At 71.9% G+C, this 19,326-nt stretch carries 13 protein-coding genes and 1 pseudogene; 6 read left to right on the top strand and 8 right to left on the bottom strand.

The features are described 5' to 3' along the window. Window positions 1–59 precede the first annotated feature (59 nt). The 5 genes from ACH4YP_RS45770 (at window position 60) to ACH4YP_RS45790 (ending at window position 6,943) form a co-directional block, all read left to right on the top strand. Window positions 60–356, top strand: a complete 297-nt coding sequence (locus ACH4YP_RS45770; RefSeq protein ID WP_398497355.1) for a DUF503 domain-containing protein — start codon at window positions 60–62, stop codon at window positions 354–356. A gap of 68 nt (window positions 357–424) precedes the next feature. After that, the gene (rbfA, locus tag ACH4YP_RS45775; RefSeq protein ID WP_143640750.1) at window positions 425–880 is read left to right on the top strand and encodes a 30S ribosome-binding factor RbfA; all 456 of its coding nucleotides are present in this window, start codon (window positions 425–427) and stop codon (window positions 878–880) included. Beyond that, window positions 877–1,782, top strand: a complete 906-nt coding sequence (gene truB / locus ACH4YP_RS45780; protein ID WP_055616321.1) for a tRNA pseudouridine(55) synthase TruB — start codon at window positions 877–879, stop codon at window positions 1,780–1,782. Before rbfA ends, truB begins: the two co-directional genes overlap by 4 nt. A 287-nt stretch (window positions 1,783–2,069) precedes the next feature. Further along, the gene (locus tag ACH4YP_RS45785; RefSeq protein ID WP_398497358.1) at window positions 2,070–5,849 is read left to right on the top strand and encodes a trypsin-like peptidase domain-containing protein; all 3,780 of its coding nucleotides are present in this window, start codon (window positions 2,070–2,072) and stop codon (window positions 5,847–5,849) included. A gap of 137 nt (window positions 5,850–5,986) precedes the next feature. Next, a complete protein-coding gene (locus tag ACH4YP_RS45790; protein WP_361066405.1) occupies window positions 5,987–6,943 on the top strand; it encodes a bifunctional riboflavin kinase/FAD synthetase in 957 nt (318 codons plus the stop codon). 145 nt (window positions 6,944–7,088) lie between these two features. Here the strand turns inward: ACH4YP_RS45790 and ACH4YP_RS45795 are convergent, their stop codons facing one another. From ACH4YP_RS45795 to ACH4YP_RS45830, 8 genes and pseudogenes are all read right to left on the bottom strand, one after another. Then, complete coding sequence (locus tag ACH4YP_RS45795; RefSeq protein ID WP_398497360.1) at window positions 7,089–8,117, bottom strand: ABC transporter ATP-binding protein; 1,029 nt, start codon at window positions 8,115–8,117, stop codon at window positions 7,089–7,091. Then, window positions 8,114–9,124, bottom strand: coding sequence for an ABC transporter ATP-binding protein (locus tag ACH4YP_RS45800; protein ID WP_398497362.1), 1,011 nt, complete (start codon window positions 9,122–9,124; stop codon window positions 8,114–8,116). Before ACH4YP_RS45800 ends, ACH4YP_RS45795 begins: the two co-directional genes overlap by 4 nt. Beyond that, entirely contained in the window at window positions 9,121–10,080 is a 960-nt protein-coding gene (locus ACH4YP_RS45805) for an ABC transporter permease (RefSeq protein ID WP_398497377.1), read from the bottom strand. The genes ACH4YP_RS45800 and ACH4YP_RS45805 overlap by 4 nt, the downstream gene beginning before the upstream one ends. Before the next feature lie 23 nt (window positions 10,081–10,103). Then, complete coding sequence (locus ACH4YP_RS45810) at window positions 10,104–11,171, bottom strand: ABC transporter permease (RefSeq protein WP_398497363.1); 1,068 nt, start codon at window positions 11,169–11,171, stop codon at window positions 10,104–10,106. Between the two features lie 58 nt (window positions 11,172–11,229). Next, a complete protein-coding gene (locus tag ACH4YP_RS45815) occupies window positions 11,230–13,077 on the bottom strand; it encodes an ABC transporter substrate-binding protein (RefSeq protein WP_398497364.1) in 1,848 nt (615 codons plus the stop codon). Window positions 13,078–13,457: 380 nt separating this feature from the next. Beyond that, complete coding sequence (locus tag ACH4YP_RS45820) at window positions 13,458–16,277, bottom strand: AAA family ATPase (protein WP_398497378.1); 2,820 nt, start codon at window positions 16,275–16,277, stop codon at window positions 13,458–13,460. A gap of 1,353 nt (window positions 16,278–17,630) precedes the next feature. Further along, window positions 17,631–17,759, bottom strand: a pseudogene (locus tag ACH4YP_RS45825) (SCO5717 family growth-regulating ATPase); the annotation flags it as partial. 410 nt (window positions 17,760–18,169) lie between these two features. Beyond that, complete coding sequence (locus tag ACH4YP_RS45830) at window positions 18,170–18,466, bottom strand: DUF397 domain-containing protein (protein ID WP_151481659.1); 297 nt, start codon at window positions 18,464–18,466, stop codon at window positions 18,170–18,172. A 322-nt stretch (window positions 18,467–18,788) separates the two neighbouring features. Between ACH4YP_RS45830 and rpsO the strand changes: the two genes are divergently transcribed. Beyond that, complete coding sequence (gene rpsO / locus ACH4YP_RS45835) at window positions 18,789–19,076, top strand: 30S ribosomal protein S15 (protein WP_019075416.1); 288 nt, start codon at window positions 18,789–18,791, stop codon at window positions 19,074–19,076. Window positions 19,077–19,326: the final 250 nt, after the last annotated feature.

The following is a 19,326-nucleotide window of genomic DNA, read 5'->3' on the forward strand; positions in this document are numbered from 1 at the left end:
CCGGCCAAGAGCTTGGCCGGGCCATCTACCCCGTACCGGCGGGACATCCGGATACACATATGTACGTGGGGACTCTGTCCTTCGATCTGCTCCTCGGCGACGTACGGTCACTGAAGGAGAAACGCTCCGTCGTCCGCCCCATCGTGGCCGAACTCCACCGGAAGTACGCGGTGAGCGCCGCGGAGGTCGACCACCTGGACCTCCACCGGAGGGCCGGCATCGGCCTCGCGGTGGTGTCGGCGGACGCGGGGCACCTGACCGACGTACTGGACCACTGCGAGCGTCTGGTCGCCGGCCGTCCGGAGGTGGAGCTGCTGTCGGTGAGACGGCGGTTCCACGGCGAAGACGACGACTGAGCGTATGCAGCGTGCGGCGACAAGGATCGGCCGTACACAGAAACAGCAAGAAAGAGGGAGACGGACCAGTGGCCGACAACGCGCGGGCGAAGAAGCTGGCGGACCTCATCCGAGAGGTGGTGGCCCAGAAGCTGCAGCGCGGGATCAAGGACCCGCGGCTCGGTTCGCATGTGACCATCACGGACACCCGGGTCACCGGGGACCTCCGGGAGGCGACCGTCTTCTACACGGTGTACGGGGATGACCAGGAGCGTGCGGAGGCCGCCGCCGGCCTGGAGAGCGCCAAGGGCGTGCTCCGCTCGGCCGTGGGTGCGGCTGCCGGTGTGAAGTTCACGCCGACCCTCACCTTCGTGGCGGACGCCCTGCCGGACACCGCCAAGACCATCGAGGACCTGCTCGACAAGGCACGGGCCTCGGACGCGAAGGTGCGTGAGGTCTCGGCCGGCGCAGCCTTCGCCGGTGAGGCGGACCCGTACAAGAAGCCGGGCGAGGACGACGAGACGGACGGCGACGCCGCGGAATGACGCAGAAGCAGAAGACGCCCGACGGCCTTGTCATCGTGGACAAGCCGTCGGGCTTCACTTCGCACGACGTGGTCGCCAAGATGCGCGGGATCGCGAAGACCCGCCGCGTCGGACACGCGGGCACCCTCGACCCCATGGCGACGGGCGTGCTCGTCCTCGGCGTCGAGAAGGCGACCAAGCTCCTCGGACACCTCGCGCTGACCGAGAAGGAGTACCTCGGCACCATCCGGCTCGGGCAGAACACCCTGACCGACGACGCCGAGGGTGACATCACCTCGTCCACGGACGCCTCCAAGGTCGTCCGGGACGCCGTCGACGCCGGTATCGCCAAGCTCAGCGGCGACATCATGCAGGTGCCGTCCAAGGTCAGCGCCATCAAGATCAACGGCGTGCGCTCGTACAAGCGGGCACGCGACGGCGAGGACTTCGAGATCCCGGCCCGTCCGGTACGGATCTCGTCGTTCGCCGTGTACGACATCCGGGACGCGGTCGCCGAGGACGGTACCCCCGTCCTTGACCTGGTCGTCTCGGTCGTGTGCTCGTCCGGTACGTACATCCGCGCGCTCGCCCGCGACCTGGGCGCCGACCTGGGAGTGGGCGGCCACCTGACGGCGCTGCGGCGCACCCGCGTCGGCCCGTACAAGCTCGACTCCGCCCGCACGCTCGACCAGCTCCAGGAGGAGCTGACCGTGATGCCGATGGCGGAGGCCGCCGCGGCCGCGTTCCCCCGCTGGAACGTGGACGCCAAGCGCGGGCAGCTGCTCACGAACGGTGTGCGGCTGGAGATGCCCGAGGAGTACGCCGGGGCCGGGGCCGTCGGGGTGTTCGATCCCGAGGGTCGGTTCCTGGCACTGGTGGAGGAGCAGAAGGGCAAGGCGAAGAGCCTGGCGGTGTTCGGCTGACCTGTGTGGTCGGCCGGGTCGGCCCGCTCGGCCGGGTTCGTCGTGGAGCGGCGTTCACGGGGATTCCTGTGTTCGCCGCTCCACTGTCCCCCTCGGTTCCCCCACCCAAAGGTGTATCCATCCGACCTCGTCTATTCACCCGTCCGGGCAGGCGCTCGGAGTGAACCGGGGGAGCGGAAGGGGGCTCGTTCGGCTCGCGATCTGTCGCACCCGATCGCCTCGCGCCTACCGTCGGAGACGAGGCGTCGGTGGCACGGGTGCGACGCGCGCGGCGGGGAGGTTCGAGCATGGCGGGACGGGGCCCGCGGACCGGGGGCCGTCATCAGTTGCCGGACGCTGCCCGGCACGCACCCGAGGCGGCGCACGCGGCCGAAGGAGCGTACGTCGCCGAAGCAGCGCACTTGACCGAAGCAGCGGACGTGGTCGAAGCCGCGGAACGGTCCCTGGTGCGGATCTGCGACCTTGCCGGGCGGCCGCGCGGCACCGGGTTCGTCGCCGACCACCAGGGCACGGTGATCACCAGCCACGAGGCCGTTGACGGGCTCGCCCGCCTCGTCCTGCACGCCCCTGGGAACCGCACCTGCCTGGTGACGGCCGACTCGGTCACCCCCTTTCCGTCGCTGGACCTCGCCCTGATCCACACGAAGGGGCTTCACACGGACGGTCTCGGCCTCGACCCCCTCCCGATCACCGTCCGGGACTCCGTGGAGAGCGGCACGTACGTCCGTATCGCCGCGGGCGGCTGGCGCGAGGCCCGGGTGCTGGGCACGTCCGCCGTGACGTACACGGCGACCGACCGCTTCCATCTGGTCGAGGGCGCCCTGGAGTTGGCGATCGGCACGGCGGGAAGCGACGCACTGCGGCTCGGAGGCGGGGCGGCGGGGGGACCGGTGGTCGACGCGGCCACCGGCGCGGTCGTCGCCGTTCTGGGAACGGCACTTCACTCCGGGCGACGGGTGGGGGGCTTCGCGGTGCCGTTGTCCGCGGGGCGGATGGCCTCCGGCTCCGGCACTGGTTCTGGCCCCGGCTCTGATTCTGATTCTGGCGGTGCGCTCGCCCAACTGCTGGCCCGCAACGCGGCGACGGTCCCCGCGTACGGGGACGACCTGAATCTGGCGGGCGTGCTGGAGCTGGCAGCCACTGCGGAGGCCCCGCCGGGCTCCGGTGGGATCGACCCCGTCGAACGGGCCGATGCGGTACGGGAGTTCAGGGCCTTCGGCGAGGGCCCGTACGCCGTTCTCGGGCTCGTCGGGGCTCCGGGAAGCGGCCGCACGACGGAACTGGCGGCCCTTGCCGCCCGGCGCGACCGGGGTGCGGAACCGGCTCCGACGCTGTGGCTGCGCGGAGCCGACCTGCTGGACGCCGACTCGTCGGTGGCCGACGCGGTGAGGAGGGCGCTGGAGCGGGCGGGGCGGATCGTGGCGGCCTCGACCTCGGTGTCCACCGCGACCACGGCATCGACTGCGACCACGGCATCGACCTCGGCTCCGGTCCCTGGATCGACCTGGGTCTCGGCCCCCGCTGGTCCGGCGGGCGGTGAGATCGGTGAACTCGGTGACATCCGTCCCGAGCGTCTGGCCCGTCTCGCCCGGGACGACGGGCGTCCCCTCCTGCTCCTCCTCGACAGCCCCGAGGAGATGCCGCCCGCTCTCGCGCACCGGCTGCCCGAGTGGACCGAGGGCACGGCCGAGTGGCTGCGGGCGCACGGGGCACGTCTCGTCGTGGCCTGCCGGGCCGAGTACTGGGAGCGGGCGGGGGCGGAGTTCCCGCGCGAGCTGCTGTACGGGTCCGAGCGGGGCGGTGGCGAGGCCCCCGGAGGCCTGCCCGCCTGCGTACGGCTCGGGGAGCTGGACGAAGGCGAGGCACGGCGGGCCCGGGCACGGTACGGCGTGCCCGAGGGAGCCTTGGGCGGCCCCGACGCACGCCATCCGCTGATGCTGCGACTGCTGTCGGAGGTACGGGCCGCGATGTCGCTGACCGGCGCCTCGGACGAGCCGACCGAGTTGGTCGGGCCGGTGGCGCGGGACGAGTCGGTCGAACCCGTCGGGCGGGACGAGGTGTTCGCCGCGTACCTCGATCTGATGTGTCTGCGGGTGGCCGTGCGGCTGGCGGCGGCGAACGGGCTGCGCGGCACGGCCGTACGGCGGCTCGCGGCCAGGGTTTCCGGCCAGGTGCACGCGGCCGCGCGGCGCTGTCTGGGGCCGGGCCAGGGGGAGTTGGACCGGGCGGCGTTCGAGTCCGTGTTCCCGTGGGGGCCGGTGCCCGACCGACGCCTCGGCGGCTGCGCCGGGTGGGCCTCCGCGGTCCTCACGGAGGGCCTCCTCGTGCCCGCCGGAGACGGCTACCGCTTCGCCCACGAGGAGCTGGCCGACTGGATCCAGGGCATGCACCTCGACCTCGACACGGCACTCCGGGCGCTGGTGCACCACGGACAGCGGGACGAGCCCGAGTCCCCGTACGAGCCCGAGCCTCCCCCCGTACCCCGTCACCGCATCGGCCCCGTCCTCCAGGCCCTGCTACTCCTGCCGCGTCAACAAGGGGACGCCGATCTCACCCTCCGGCTGCGTGAGCTGCTTCGCGCGGTCGACGAACTGGAGCCGACGGACACCGGGTCCTGGTGGGCCACCCGCCTCCTCAGCGGCGTGCTGCTCCGGGTACCCGACGCGACCCCGTACGTCGGAGTGCTGCGGCACCTCGCCGAGCGGGTGGTGACGTGGCGGGCCGAAGGGCGGGCCGCGCCGGGGGAGTTCGGGCCCGTCTTCTGGACCCGGCTGCCGCTGCCGGAGGCACACCGCTTCGATCTGCTGAGGCGGCTCGTCGTCGCCGACGAGGCACCGCCCGCGACCCAACTCCGTTACCTGGACGCCGTGTCCGGGCTGCTCGCCGCCGACCCCACCGCCGCTCAGCCCCACCTGACCCACTGGTTCGACGACGAGCGTCCGCTGCCCGCGACCCCCGACGCCACCGTCGCGACCGCCGCCCAGGCCCTGCTCCACACCCATCGGCGCCGCGCGCTGGACGACCTCACGGAGGCCCTGGCCGAGAGTGCGCACCCGCGCGCCGACGAGCTGCTGGCCGTCCTCGCGGAGGAGGAACCGTCCGCGGTGTGCCGGGCGGTCGACCGCTGGACGCACGACGAGCGGCCGGCCCGCCGGGCGGCGGCGATGGCCCACGGGTCGCGGGCCGCCCCGCACGTGCGCACCGAGGCCGACCGCGAGCTGCTGCGCTACGCCGCGCTCTTCCTGCTCGCCCGCCCCGGCGACTGCACGCTGCACGGCGCCGCGCTGGCGCTCCTCGTCCGCGATCCGCACACCCGGGCCCGCCATCTGCCGGGGGCCCTCGCGCGCTTCAGGGCCGGCGACCCGCGCCTGCCCGCGAGCGCGCTGGTGGCGGCGCTGGCGACGCATCCGGAACCGGTCCTCGCCGCGTTCGGCGACCGTCTGCGCGAGCCGGACACGGGCGAGGCGCTGCGCACGCTCGCCGAGGTCACCACACCCGCGCTGGCCCGCCGCGTCGCCGTGCTCGTACGGGATGTCGTGGAGCGGCGTCCGGAGGCGGCCGCGCATGTGGCGGCGTACGTCGACCGGCGCCTTGAGCACGGCCCCGCCGCCCGTTCCGTGCTGTATCCCCTGGTCACCGGGCTGCTCGACGGGGGCAGGCCGCAGCTGCGGGCCGCGCTCGCCAAGGTGCTCGCGGCACCCGGCACGCCCGTGGCCCACCCGCTGCGCCGCGAGTTCCTGGATCTGCTGCTGACACGCGAGCACGACCCGGTGGTGCTCGACGCGCTCGTACGGGCCGCCGCGGAGGGCGCGTCCCGCGGCGATTCCCACAGCGGGGAGGAACACACCCGCGCGCTTGTCCACAGCGCCGGCCTCCTGCTCGTCCGCACCCCGGACGGCGCCACCGTCTTCGACCGTGCCCTTCTCGACCAGAGCCGCCGGATTCCCGGCTTCGCCGCCCTGGTCGCCGGCTGGCTCACCGACGCTCCCGAGGACTGGTCCACGGTGGTCGGCCCCAGCACACGGCGCATGATCGAGAACCTGACGGGGGCACGGGTTCCGGTGTGACCGCGCGTGCTCCGCGGCCGTCACGTGCCACCTGTCACAGCGCCCCATGCCGATGCGGGCCGAGCGGACCCGGCATGGCACTCTTAGAGCTGCGTATGAGGCAGACACGGACACGGGTTCGACGAGGAGCGGTCACAGTGCAGCGCTGGCGTGGCTTGGAGGACATCCCCCAGGACTGGGGGCGCAGCGTCGTCACCATCGGCTCGTACGACGGGGTCCACCGCGGACACCAGTTGATCATCACGCATGCCGTGGAACGGGCGCGTGAGCTGGGCGTCCCGTCGGTGGTCGTCACCTTCGACCCGCACCCCAGCGAGGTCGTGCGCCCCGGCAGCCACCCGCCCCTGCTCGCCCCGCACCACCGCCGTGCCGAGCTGATGGCCGAGCTGGGCGTCGACGCGCTGCTCATCCTGCCCTTCACCACCGAGTTCTCGAAGCTGTCGCCCGCCGACTTCGTGGTGAAGGTCCTGGTCGACAAGCTGCACGCCAAGGCCGTCGTCGAGGGCCCCAACTTCCGCTTCGGCCACAAGGCCGCGGGCAACGTCGCCTTCCTCGCCGAGCAGGGCAAGACGTACGACTTCGAGGTCGAGGTGGTGGATCTCCACGTGACCGGTGAGGCCGGCGGCGGCGAGCCCTTCTCCTCCACGATGACCCGGCGACTGGTCGCCGAGGGCGATGTCGAAGGGGCGCGCGAGATCCTCGGCCGCCCGCACCGCGTCGAGGGCATCGTCGTCCGCGGCGCCCAGCGCGGCCGCGAGCTGGGTTTCCCCACGGCGAACGTGGAGACCCTCCCGCACACCGCGATCCCCGCAGACGGCGTCTACGCCGGCTGGCTGCACGCGCAGGGCGAGGCGATGCCCGCGGCGATCTCGGTCGGCACGAATCCCCAGTTCGACGGGACCGAGCGCACGGTGGAGGCGTACGCCATCGATCGGGTGGGGCTCGATCTGTACGGGCTGCACGTGGCCGTGGACTTTCTCGCCTTTGTGCGGGGGCAGGCGAAGTTCGAGTCCATCGAGGCGCTGCTCGAAGCGATCTCCGACGACGTCAAGCGGTCGCGGGAGCTGATTGAGGCGTACGACGGCGGGCGGTAGTTCCCCCGCCTCGCCCCGCCGCGTTGTTGGTTCGCCGAGGCGGTGGGTGTTCGGGTGCGGCGCCGTCGTGGCTGGTCGCGCCCACGCGGCGGAGCCGCACAATGTCACAGCCCCGCGCCCCTAAAGGGGCGCCCCTGCTGGACCACTAGCGCATCGCGGATGCCCGGGCCCAGTGGCATGCCACCTGTGCCCCGCCGCCCCCGTTCAACACCGGTAGGTCCTCCCCTCTGCACGCGTCCGCGACGCCCGCGCGTTCCGCCTCGCCGGTCGCCAGGATCTGGCAGCGGGCGTGGAAGCGGCAGCCGGTGGGGATGCGGGACGGGTCGGGGGGCTCGCCGGTGAGGACGACCGGGTCGCCGGGGGCCTCGGGCAGGACCGACAACAGGGCCTGGGTGTACGGGTGTTGAGGCGCCGTCAGAACGTCTTCCACCGCACCTGTCTCGACGATCCGGCCCAGGTACATCACCGCGACCCGGTCCGCGATGTTCCACGCGAGGCCCAGATCGTGTGTCACCACCAGGGCGGACAGGCCGAGTTCGGAGCGCAGTCGCAGGAGCAGGGCCAGGATCTCGCCGCGTACCGACGCGTCGAGGGAGGCCACCGGCTCGTCGGCGACGATGAGTTCGGGCTCCAGGACGAGGGCGCCCGCGATGACGACACGCTGGCGCTGACCGCCCGAGAGTTCGTGCGGGTAGCGCAGGAAGAAGCGCTCCGGGGGGCGAAGTCCCGCCCGGGAGAGGGCCGCCCCGACCGCCTCGCGCTCGTCGCCCGCGTACCGGTGAATGCGCAGCCCCTCGGCCACCGCGTCGTACACCGTGTGCCGGGGGTTGAGCGAGCCGCTCGGGTCCTGGAGGACCAGCTGGACGCGCTTGCGGTACGCCTTGAGGGCGCGCGAGGAGTAGTCGAGGGGGCGGCCCGCGAAGGTGACGCGGCCGGCCGTCGGCGGGACGAGGCCGAGCAGCGAGCGCGCCAGGGTCGTCTTGCCGCAGCCCGACTCGCCGACCAGCGCGACGATCTCGCCGGCCCGGATGTCGAGGTCCACCCCGTCGACGGCCCGGGCCCGGGCGGTGTCGCCGCGCCGGGCGGGGAACGTGACATGCAGGCCCTCGGCGCTCAGCAGGGGAGCGGAGGAGGGAATTTGGGGGACCGGCGGGACCGGCGCGGTCGTCGTCATGGGGTGATCCTCGCTTCTTCCGCCACGGCCACGGGCCCCACGTGTACGCAGGCCGCCCGGCGATCCGGTGCCGCGGCCCGCAGGGTCTGGTCGTCCGCGGCACACGAGTCCAGCGCCACCGCGCACCGCGGATGGAACGTACAGCCGCCCGGGAGGGCCGCGGGATCCGGCGGGTCGCCCGGCAGCCCGCGCGGCGCGAACCGCGATCCGGTGTCCCCGATCCGCGGGAAGGCCGCCGACAGCGCCTGCCCGTACGGGTGTCGGGCGTCCTCGTAGACCTGCCGGGCAGGACCCTCCTCCACCACCCGCCCGGCGTACATCACCGCGAGCCGGTCGCAGGTGTCGGACAGCACCGCCAGGTCGTGGCTGATCATGACGAGCCCCAACTCCTGCTCGGAGACCAGCTGTTGGATGAGGCGCAGGATCTGAGCCTGGATCATCACGTCGAGCGCGGTGGTCGGTTCGTCGGCGATGACCAGACGGGGATCGCAGGCCAGGGCCATGGCGATCATCACGCGCTGGCGCTGGCCGCCGGACAGCTCGTGCGGATACGCGGACGCCCGCGCCGCCGGAAGCCCCACCTGCTCCAGGAGTTCGGCGGCCCTCTTCCGAGCGCCCACCGGGGTCGCCTTCCTGTGCAGCAGGATCGGCTCGGCGATCTGGTCGCCGACACGGTGCACGGCGTTGAGGGAGTGCATCGCGCCCTGGAACACGATCGAGGCACCGGCCCAGCGGACCGCCCGGACCCGCCCCCACTTCATGGTCAGCACGTCCTCGCCGTCGAGGAGGATCTCCCCGGTCACCCGGGTCCCGGACGGCAGCAGCCGCAGCAGCGCGAGCGCCAGGGTGGACTTGCCGCAGCCCGACTCGCCCGCGATGCCGAGCTTCTGGCCCGCGTCCACGGTGAGGTTCACCCCGCGCACGGCGGCCACTCCTCCGGCGTACGTCACCTCCAGGTCCCGTACGTTCAGCAGGGGTTGCCTGGTCGGAGTGCTCGGAGTCTTCAACGGGTCACCCCCAGCTTGGGGTTGAGGACGGACTCGACCGCGCGCCCGCACAGGGTGAAGGCGAGGGCCACGACGGCGATGGCGATACCCGGCGGCACGAGGTACCACCACTTCCCGGCGCTGACCGCGCCCGCCTCGCGCGCGTCCTGGAGCAGACCGCCCCAGGAGACGACCGTCGGGTCGCCGAGGCCGAGGAAGGCGAGTGTCGCCTCGGCGAGGATCGCGGAGGAGATGATCAGGGTCGTCTGCGCCAGGACAAGGGGCATGACGTTGGGCAGGACGTGACGGGACATGACGTGCCAGTGGCCGCCGCCGAGCGCCCTGGCCCGCTCGATGTACGGCCGGGACTCCACGGCGAGGGTCTGCGCGCGCACCAGCCGTGCCGTCGTCGGCCAGGTCGTGACCCCGATCGCCAGGATGATCGTGCCGAGCGAGCGGGACATCACGGTCGCGAGCGCGATCGCGAGAACCAGCGTCGGCATGACCAGGAACCAGTCCGTGATCCGCATGATCACCGTCGCGTACCAGCCGCGGAAGTGCCCGGCGGTGATGCCGATGAGCGCGCCGATCGCGACCGAGAGGACGGCCGCCAGCAGCCCGACCAGCAGTGAGACCCGCGATCCCCACACCACCAGCCCGAGCAGACTGCGCCCGAACTGGTCGGTGCCCAGCGGGAATTCGACGCTCGGGCTCTCCATGGGCCGCCCCGGCGCGTCCGTCACACTCTGCACGTCGGAGCCGACGGTCAGCGGCGCGGTGAGCGCGATCAGCGCGAAGAGCGCGAGGGCCGACAGGCCGAAGACGCCTGCGCGATGGGTGCGGTACCGCTGCCAGAAGCGCGCGGCGGAGCGGCGGCGGCGCTGCCACGCGAGCGCGCGCGGACCGGCCTTCGGGGGCAAGGGGGCTTCGGAGGGAGCCACCGGGGGATTCGCCGGGGGAGGCGCCTCGGTCGTCATCGGCTCGTCCGGGTCCGTCGTCGTCATCGGCCCACCCTGGGGTCGAGCAGCGGATAGATCAGGTCGGCGAGCGTGTTCATCACGATCACCGCGGCGGCGAAGACGAAGAACAGCCCCTGCACCAGCGGCAGATCGGGCACGCTCAGCGCCTGGTAGAAGAGCCCGCCGAGGCCAGGCCAGGAGAAGACCGTCTCGACCAGGATCACGCCCGCGACGGTCCGGCCGAGGTTGATGAAGATCAGCGTCATCGTCGGCAGCAGCGCGTTCGGCACGGCATGGCGGCGGCGTACCAGATCGTCCCGCAGCCCCTTGGCCCGCGCGGTCGTCAGATAGTCGCTGCCCATCTCGTCCAGCAGCGCCGAGCGCGTGACCAGCAGTGTCTGCCCGTACTCGACCGCGACCAGCGTCACGACGGGCAGGACCAGGTGATGGGCGACGTCGAGGACGTACGCGAAGCCCTGTTCGTCACCGGACTCCATGCCGCCCGTCGGGAAGAGACCGGGGATCGGTCCGATGCCCACGGCGAAGACGACGATGAGCAGCAGCCCCAGCCAGAACGACGGGATGGAGTAGAGGGTCAGCGCCAGCCCGGTGTTGAGCCGGTCGCCGAGCCCGCCGTTGCGCCAGGCCGCCCGCGTGCCCAGGAAGACGCCGAGCACCGTGTAGATCACGAAAGCGGTGCCGGTGAGCAGCAGCGTGTTCGGCAGCGCCTCGGTGATCTTGTCGATGACGGGCGCCCGGAACTGGTACGACGTACCGAGATCGCCGGTCAGCGCCTTGCCGCAGTAGTCCGTGAACTGCTCCCACATGGGCAGGTCGAGCCCGAACTCCCGTCGGTACGCGGCGAGTTGCTCGGCAGAGACCTGACGCCCGCCGGTCATGAACTTCACCGGGTCGCCGGGGATCAGCCGGAAGAGGAAGAAGCTCGTGACGAGGACAGCGAGCAGCGAGACGGCAGCGCCGCCCAGCTTGCCCGCCACGTACCGCGGATATCCGGCGGTGGTGCGCGCCCGCGGTCCGCGGGCCGACGGGCCGGGCGGGGCCGGACCGTCGGTCTTCCCGACCAGCGAGGGTGTCGCTTCAGCGGTCATGAACGGTTCTCAACTCTCGGTCACTCCCGGCCGACTGGTTGTGCGCGGTGCCTGGCCGCTACTCGCGGTCCTCGGCGGTGGCGCGGTGGCGCATCGCGAAGAACACCCCGAGGCCCGCCAGGACGACGACACCCGCGACGATGCCGATGATGACGCCTGTCTGGCTGGAGTCGTCGGAGGACTCGCTGGCGGCGGCCGGAGTCGCCGACCACCAGCTCCAGTAGCCGTCCTGGCCGTAGATGTTGCCCGCGGTCTCCGGCATCTTCGTGATCGACGCGATCTGGTCGGTGCGGTAGGCCTCGACCGCGTTCGGGTACGCCATGACGTTCATGTACCCGGTGTCGTACAGCCGCGACTCCATCCGCTTGACGATCTCCGCCCGTTTGGCGGGGTCGTACTCGGCGAGCTGCTGCGCGTACAGCTCGTCGAACTTCTTGTCGCAGATGAAGTTGTCGGTCGCGCCGATGTCCTTGGGCGTCGCCGGGAGCGCGGAGCAGGTGTGGATGGAGAGCACGAAGTCGGGGTCGGGATTGACGGACCAGCCGTCGAAGGCGAGGTCGTACTCGCCTGCGAGCCAGGGATCGCTCACGTTGTCCCGGCAGTCGAGCTCGACGCCGATGCCGAGCTCGCCCCACCACTCCTGGAGGTACTTGCCGACCGCTTTGTCGTTCGGGTCGGTGGCGTGGCACAGGACGCGGTAGTCGATCGGCTTGCCGTCCTTGCCGACGCGCTTGCCGTCACCGTTCTTCTTGTAGCCCGCCTCGTCCAGGAGCCGGCCCGCCTTCGCGGGGTCGTACGCGAGCTTCTGACCGTCCGACGGTTTCCAGGAGTACGTGGAGAAGCGCGGCGGGATGTAGCCCTCGCCCTCGACCGCGTGGCCCTGGAAGACCTTGTCGATGACGGTCCTGCGGTCCACGGCCATGAACAGGGCCTGACGGACCTTCTGGTCGAGCAGCGACTCGTGGCCGTCACCGAACTTCTCGCCGTTCTTGGCCTTCGCGCCCGGGTTGGTCGCGAGCGCGTAGAAGCGGCGGCCCGGGGCATCGTTGACCTTGATGTTCTCGTCGCCCTCGAGGGACGCGGCCTGGGCCGACGTCAGCGCGGGGGAGCCCGCGACGAAGGAGACCTCTCCCTTGCGCAGCGCGGAGACCGCGGCGTCCTGGTCCTTGTAGTACCTGAACACCAGCTCGTCGAACTTCGGGGCCCCGCGCCAGAACGACTTGTTGGGCTTCAGCCGTACGTAGCTGTCGGCCTTGTAGCTCGTGAGGACGAACGGGCCGTTGCCGACGACGGGGAAGGACTTGTCGTTGTTGAACTTCGAGAAGTCGTCGACCTTCTCCCAGACGTGCTTGGGCACGATCGGTACGTCCAGCGCGGCCATGGTGGCCTGCGGCTTCTTCAGCTCGATGACGAGCTTGGTGGGGCTGGGGGCGGTGACCCTCCTGAAGTTCGAGACGAAGTTGCCGTTCGCGGTGGCCGCGCCTTCGTCGGTCATCATCTTGTTGAACGTCCACGCCGCGTCCTCGGCGGTGGCCTGTTTGCCGTCGGACCACTTGGAGTTGTCGCGGATGGTGTAAGTCCAGGTGAGCTTGTCGGCGGACGGCTCCCACTTGGTGGCCAGACCCGGGATCGCGTGGTTGTCCTTCGGGTCGTAGTTGGTCAGGTACTCGTACGTGAGCCGGAAGATACTCGTACTGACCAGCCGCTGAGCCAGGAACGGGCTCAGCGAGTCGACGCTCTGCGCCACCGCGACCGTGAGGACCTTCTTGCCGTCCGCCTCGGCCCGCTGGGGCGAGGGATTGAGCGGGGTCACGAGACCGACCGTGAGGGTGAGGGCGGCGGCGCCGGCGGCCGCGAGGAGGCGGAGGACAGTGCCTCTCACGCCGTACTGGTCGTGTGTGTCCATGGGTCGCTGACCTCGCGTCATCACTGGCACGGAGATGGGCTGTTGCACTGCTCGATCCGGTGCCCGCGGCCGGGCAGATGTGAGTGTCTATCAGCGCTGGTCGGCACGCGTCAACGGCCCGGGAACCCCGTGTGGCCTGCGGAAATAACGAGTTGACGCGGATTTCACGGTCATTGGTCCATACCGGTGAAGGGTCCCTGGTCGGAGCGTGGCGGCAGGGAACGTGGCTGGTGTGGAGCCGTTTTGGGCCGCGACGGACCGGCCGCGTCCGGGAGGTGTCGCGGGGTAAGCGAAGGGCCCGCGCCGTGGAATACGGGGCGGGCCCTTCGGGGTGGAACGGGAGCGGCGAGTTCGGCCGTATGGGTTACGGGTGACGCCGGTTACTGGTGGGGCGGCGGAGGCGGCGGGGTCTGACCCTGGGGTGCCTGGGGTGCCTGAGGCGCCTGCGCACTCTGGTCGGCCTGCGGGGGCTGGTAGGGCTGCCCGGGCTGGACCTGCTGGCCCGGGTCCGGTGCGGGGGCGTTGGGGTTGAAGGGCTGGCCGGCGGCGACCGGGGCCGGGGGTTGCTGGAAGGGGGCGCCCGGCTGGGGCTGACCGGGCTGCTGGGCGGGGGCGGGCTGGGGCTGCCAGCCCTGGGGCGCGGCGCCGGGGTGACCCTGCTGGCCGGGCTGCGCCTGCTGTGCGTGCTGGCCGGGTTGGGCGTACTGCTGCTGAGGCGGCTGCGGGTAGTCGCCGGGCTGCGGCGGAGCGCCGTGCCCGTGCGGGGGCTGGGCCCCGGGCTGCTGCGGGTACGGCTGGCCCGGGTGCTGCTGGGGTTGCTGCGGCGGATAGGGCTGACCCGGCTGCGCGGGCGGCCGGCCCTGCTGGGGGATCTGGCCCGGGTACGGCTGGCCCGGCATCTGCTGACCGGGGAAGGGCTGGCCCGGCATCGGAGGGGCGGCGACCGGCGGCGGGTTGCCGTCCGACGTCCACAGGCCCTGCGACTGCTGGTGCCGCGCGATGTCCTCGGCGACCAGCGCCGAGAGGTTGAAGTACGCCTCGCGCACCTTCGGCCGCATCATGTCGAGATTGACCTCGGCACCGGCCGCGAGATGCTCGTCGAACGGCACGACGATGACGCCCCGGCAGCGCGTCTCGAAGTGGCTGACGATGTCGTCCACCTTGATCATCTTGCCGGTCTCGCGCACTCCGGAGATTACGGTCAGGGACCGCGACACTAGATCCGCGTACCCGTGCGCCGACAGCCAGTCCAGCGTCGTACTGGCGCTGCTGGCACCGTCGACCGACGGCGTCGAGATGATGATGAGCTGGTCGGCGAGGTCGAGCACGCCGCGCATGGCGCTGTAGAGCAGGCCCGTACCCGAGTCGGTGAGGATGATCGGGTACTGCTTGCCGAGCACGTCGATCGCGCGCCGGTAGTCCTCGTCGTTGAACGTCGTGGAGACGGCCGGGTCGACGTCGTTGGCGATGATCTCCAACCCGGAGGGCGCCTGGGACGTGAACCGCCGGATGTCCATATAGGAGTTGAGGTACGGGATCGCCTGGACGAGGTCACGGATCGTGGCCCCGGTCTCCCGGCGCACACGGCGGCCGAGGGTACCGGCGTCCGGGTTGGCGTCGATGGCGAGGATCTTGTCCTGCCGCTCGGTGGCGAGCGTGGAGCCGAGCGCGGTGGTCGTGGTCGTCTTGCCCACACCGCCCTTGAGGCTGATGACGGCGATCCGGTAGCAGGACAGCACCGGCGTACGGATCAGCTCCAACTTCCGCTGCCGCTCGGCCTCCTCCTTCTTCCCACCGATCTTGAACCGGGAGGAACCGGCGGCGGGCCGACCGCTCTTCGCCTTCTGCTTCTTGTTGTTGAGCAGCCGGTCCGACGACAGTTCCACGGCCGCCGTGTAGCCGAGCGGCGCCCCCGGATTGGTCGGCTGCCGCTGATCATGCTGCACGGGCTGCGGCCAGGCGGTGCCGGTCCGGGGGTCGACGGGGGGCTGCTGACCGGCCTGGTGCGGCGGTTGCTGTCCTTGGGGCTGGCCCTGGCCCTGACCTTGGGCTTGGGCTTGGGCTTGGTGAGCCTGCGGCTGGTGTGCTTGGGGCTGCGGCTGATGGGCTCCCGGCTGGGGTACGCCGTGCTGGCCGGCGCCCGCGTTCGGCTGATGCGGTACGGGCTGCTGGTGGGGCTGCCCCTGCTGGGGGAGCGGCTGGGCGGCGGGCGGCTGCGGGGCGGGCTGGTGGGGCGCGAGTGCGTGCTGCGGGGCGGGAGCTTGCGCGGCCGGGGCCGGCGCCTGGGGCGCGGGGGGAGCCGGGGCCTGGGCGGCCGACGGCTGCGGGAACCCGTAACCCCCCGCCCGATCGGGCGGGTTGGGCGCCCCGGGCGGCGGGAATCCGTAGCCCGATCCTGCACCGGCTCCGGCCGGCTGGTTCGGCACGTGCGGCGCCGCGGGGTTCGCGGCGGGCGCGGCGCCGGGCTGCGGGAACCCGTAACCGGGCTGCGAGCCGGGCGGGTTGGGCGCGTTGGGCGTGCTCGGGGCAGGGGTTCCCGGCGGGGGGAACCCGTAGCCCGCGGGCGGCTGCGCAGGCGCGCTGGGCTCGCTCTGCGACGGAGCGCCCTGCTGCGGGAACCCGTAACCGGGCTGTGGGCCGGGCGCGTTGGGCGCGCTCGGTGCGGGGGTCCCCGGCTGCGGGAACCCGTAACCGGGAGCCTGCGCCGGGGCGTTCGGCGCCACCGGAGCGGGCTGGGCCGGGGCGGGCTGCTGGGGCGGTGTGGGAAGGCCCGGCTGCTGGAGGCCGTAGCCGTCCTGGGGCGCCGGGGGAGTGGGCTGGGCGGCGGCGGGGCCGGACTGCGGGAAGCCGTAGCCGCCTTGGGGTGCCGGGGCCGGGTTCTGCTGCCCAGGCGCGGGCGCTTGAGCCGGTGCGGGAACCTGAGCCGGAGGCGCGGTCGTAGGTCCGGGCTGCGGGAAGCCGGGAACGGCCTGCGCCGCCGGGGCCGTACCAGGGACGCTGTCCTGGGGCTCCGGAGTCGTACGGGGAACGCTGTCCTGCGGACCGGGACCCGGAGCCGTGCCCGGAGCGCTGAACTGCGGGAATCCATAACCGCCCGGCTGCCCGGGAGCCGCCGGAGCAGCGGGGGCCGGAGCCGACGGGGGTACGTCAGCGGCAGGCGGCGCGGTTGCGGAAGGAGCGTCGGCCGCGGCAGGTGTCACGGCAGGCGTACCGGGCGCGGCGGGCCAGGCCGACGGCGAGGGCTGGGGAGCCTGCGGCTGGAAGGGCTGCAGGCCCTGCGGCGGTACGGACGGCTGAGCCGGAGTCTCCGCCGGCGACGGCCCGCCCTCACTCTCCGCGGACACTGGCCACTGAGCGGCCGAAGCGGGCGCGGCAGGCTGGTACGAGGGAGGCAACGGCGGAAGCCCGCCCTGAGGCATCGGCGGCGGAGCCCACGCGGGAGGCGTGTCCTGCACGGCGTCGGCCACGTCGGCGGTGGGCTCGGGCACTACATCCCGCGGCTCCGCATCCTGCGGTTCGGCGTCTTGAGGTTCGGCGTCCTGAGGCTCGGCGTCTTGAGGCTCGGCCTGGTTCGCGGGCGCGGCATCCTCCGGCTCCGAGTCCGTGTCCGTGTCCGTGTCCGTGTCCACGGTCGTCTCCGGGGTCGCGTCCTGCGGCTCCGCGTCCGCCACGGGCACGGCATCGCTGACGTCAACGGAGTCCTCGGCGTCGACGTCAACCTGGTGCAGCTCGACGACCCCCGCGGGATCGTCATCGTCCGCGACGGCGTCCTTGTCTTCGTCGGTCACGTCGACCGAGTCGGTCTCTTCGGCCTCGTCCGACGCGTCGGTCCGACCGGAAGCCGCGGCCACGTCCTCCGAGGCTGCCACCTCGGCTCCCTCGTCAACGCCATCCACGCCATCCACGTCGTCCACGCCGTCGTCGTCATCGGACTCACGCCCGAACGCCACCTTGACGACCTCCGCGTCGAGGCCCGCATCGGAGGCCGCGTCGGAGTTCTCCTCAGAATCCTCGGCGTCGGCGTCGGCGTCGGCGACCTCGTCCGAAGCCGCGGCCCGCTCCGAGACCTCCCGCTTCACGGCGGCAGCGGAGATCCGCATGGTGGCGCCGCTCTCGATGTCCCCACTGTCTTCCTCGACGCTGTCTTCCTCGGCCTCGTCCGGCGACGCCACCGGCACACCCTGGAGGTTCGGCAGCTTCGGCAGACCGGCAGGCCCGGCAGAGGGCGCGACAGGAGCCGGAGCCTGGGGCTCGAACCCACTCCCGACAGGCAACCGCGGAACGGCACCCGGACCACCGTCAGGAGCAGAGGGGGGAACAGGCGAGGGAGGAACAGCAGCGGGCGGAGCGAAAGGCGCCCCAGGCGCGAAAGAAGGCACGGAAGCCGGCGAAACCGCAGGCGCCTCGGGTGCCCCCGCAGCCGCAGCCGCACCCGCAGCCCCGCCTCCCTCGGACCCGTCCGAGACCTCTGCCTCTGCCTCTGCCTCGTCCGACACCTCCTCGACCGGAGCCGGCGCGTTCGAAGCCCCCTCCGAACTCCCCGACGCGTTCTGCGTGTACCAGGCGGGAGGGGCGTAGTCGATGGTGAACTCGCCCGTCGTCTCGACGGCGGACTCCGCGTCGGACTGGTCATCGCCGGGTGTGGCCCAGCCCCCGCGGATCCCGTCCCGATCGCTGTTCACAATTCCTCCTGGTGTGGTCGAGCACCCTCATACCGAGCTGGGGCGACCGTTCCGATCGTCCGAGGCCGTCCGTCGCGCCCCGGCTCCCCCTGTCTGACGCGACGGCCCCGTCCCCGGGTTCTGCTGCCGCGCCCACCCCAGCCTAATCACCACAACCACCCCCACGGCAGGCCCGTCCACCCCTCCGGTCCCACCCACTGCGTAACACCCTGCGCAGAAGTGACGTATGAACGGCCTTGTACGGACGGCAAAGTGGACAAAAGCGTGCTTAAGAAGCGTGCCTTCACCCCACCGTGCAGCACTCCGACACAACAAGGCGGCACCCCGACACAACAAAGGGGACCGGTGGCATACAAGCCACCGGCCCCTCGCACGCCCGAAGGCGACTGCGCCGCTACTCGGCTACTCGGCTACTCCGCCGAAACCCCACCATTGTGCGGCGCGGGCTCCAGATCGAACTCGCCGTCGCGCGCCCCCAGCACGAAGGCCCGCCACTCCGCCTCCGTGTACCGCAGGACCGTGTCCGGGTCGAGGGACGACCGCATGGCCACCGCGCCCCCGGGCAGGTACGCGATCTCGACCCGCTCCTCGTGCTCCTCCGTGCCCGGCGCGCTCTGCCACTCGACACCCGAGATGTCGAGGGCGTAGAGCTCGTCCTTCTCCCGCTCCTTGCGCGCCTTGACGTCCTTGTCCTCTGCCTCGGCCATGACGAAGCGACCCCTTCCCGACGTACGCATCCGACGTACGGCCCCGTACGCATCCGACGTACGGGGCCGACCTGACGAACGAACTGTCGCGTCACCCTACTGGGACCGCCCCTGGCCTCCCCGGACTCCCGGAACCCCGGTAAGCGGGACCCCCACCCCCTGGTACCCTGTGTGACGGCCGTATGTGTACGCACCCCCGGACCGCCCCCCAAGGGCCCTGGAGGACGCGCCCAGCGGATCCCCGCCTCCCGAGTTACGGAAGCTCCCCTGAGATGTGGACCAGGGGCACTCGGTGGCTACTCAAAGACTACGAGGAGTACGCGTGTCGCTCGACGCCGCTACGAAGAAGCAGCTCATCACCGAGTTCGGTCAGAAGGAGGGCGACACCGGCTCCCCCGAGGTCCAGGTCGCGATGCTCTCGCGCCGCATCTCGGATCTGACCGAGCACCTCAAGACCCACAAGCACGACCACCACTCCCGTCGTGGTCTGCTGATCCTGGTCGGTCAGCGCCGTCGCCTCCTGCAGTACCTGGCGAAGAAGGACATCCAGCGCTTCCGTGCGCTGGTCGACCGCCTGGGCATCCGCCGCGGTGCGGCGGGCGCCAAGTAAGACGCCGTGAAGGGAGCGGTTCCCACTCTTGGGGGGCCGCTCCCTTTGCTGTACGTGCGCAGTGTCACCGCACCTTTGTAGTGTGGTAGCACGACACAGTTTCACGAGGAGAAGTGCACCTCGCCGCCGCCGGTCCTCGGTAGTGGCTCCCGGGCGATGCGAACCCCGGGTGCTTCGATCGAAGACCGGCCCGCACGAGAAGGCGCACTTCTCCGCCCACGTCCCCCCGCCACACGGGCGGATCGGGACA

The organism is Streptomyces sp. NPDC020747, from assembly GCF_044334695.1.
In the GTDB taxonomy this organism is placed as follows: domain Bacteria; phylum Actinomycetota; class Actinomycetes; order Streptomycetales; family Streptomycetaceae; genus Streptomyces.

Coding starts and splice junctions, on each gene's coding strand:
- ACH4YP_RS45770 (WP_398497355.1), top strand. CDS start 60: ATGTACGTGGGGACTCTGTCCTTCGATCTGCTCCTCGGCGACGTACGG.
- ACH4YP_RS45785 (WP_398497358.1), top strand. CDS start 2,070: ATGGCGGGACGGGGCCCGCGGACCGGGGGCCGTCATCAGTTGCCGGAC.
- ACH4YP_RS45805 (WP_398497377.1), bottom strand. CDS start 10,080: ATGACGACCGAGGCGCCTCCCCCGGCGAATCCCCCGGTGGCTCCCTCC.
- truB (WP_055616321.1), top strand. CDS start 877: ATGACGCAGAAGCAGAAGACGCCCGACGGCCTTGTCATCGTGGACAAG.
- ACH4YP_RS45795 (WP_398497360.1), bottom strand. CDS start 8,117: ATGACGACGACCGCGCCGGTCCCGCCGGTCCCCCAAATTCCCTCCTCC.
- ACH4YP_RS45830 (WP_151481659.1), bottom strand. CDS start 18,466: ATGGCCGAGGCAGAGGACAAGGACGTCAAGGCGCGCAAGGAGCGGGAG.
- ACH4YP_RS45815 (WP_398497364.1), bottom strand. CDS start 13,077: ATGGACACACACGACCAGTACGGCGTGAGAGGCACTGTCCTCCGCCTC.
- ACH4YP_RS45810 (WP_398497363.1), bottom strand. CDS start 11,171: ATGACCGCTGAAGCGACACCCTCGCTGGTCGGGAAGACCGACGGTCCG.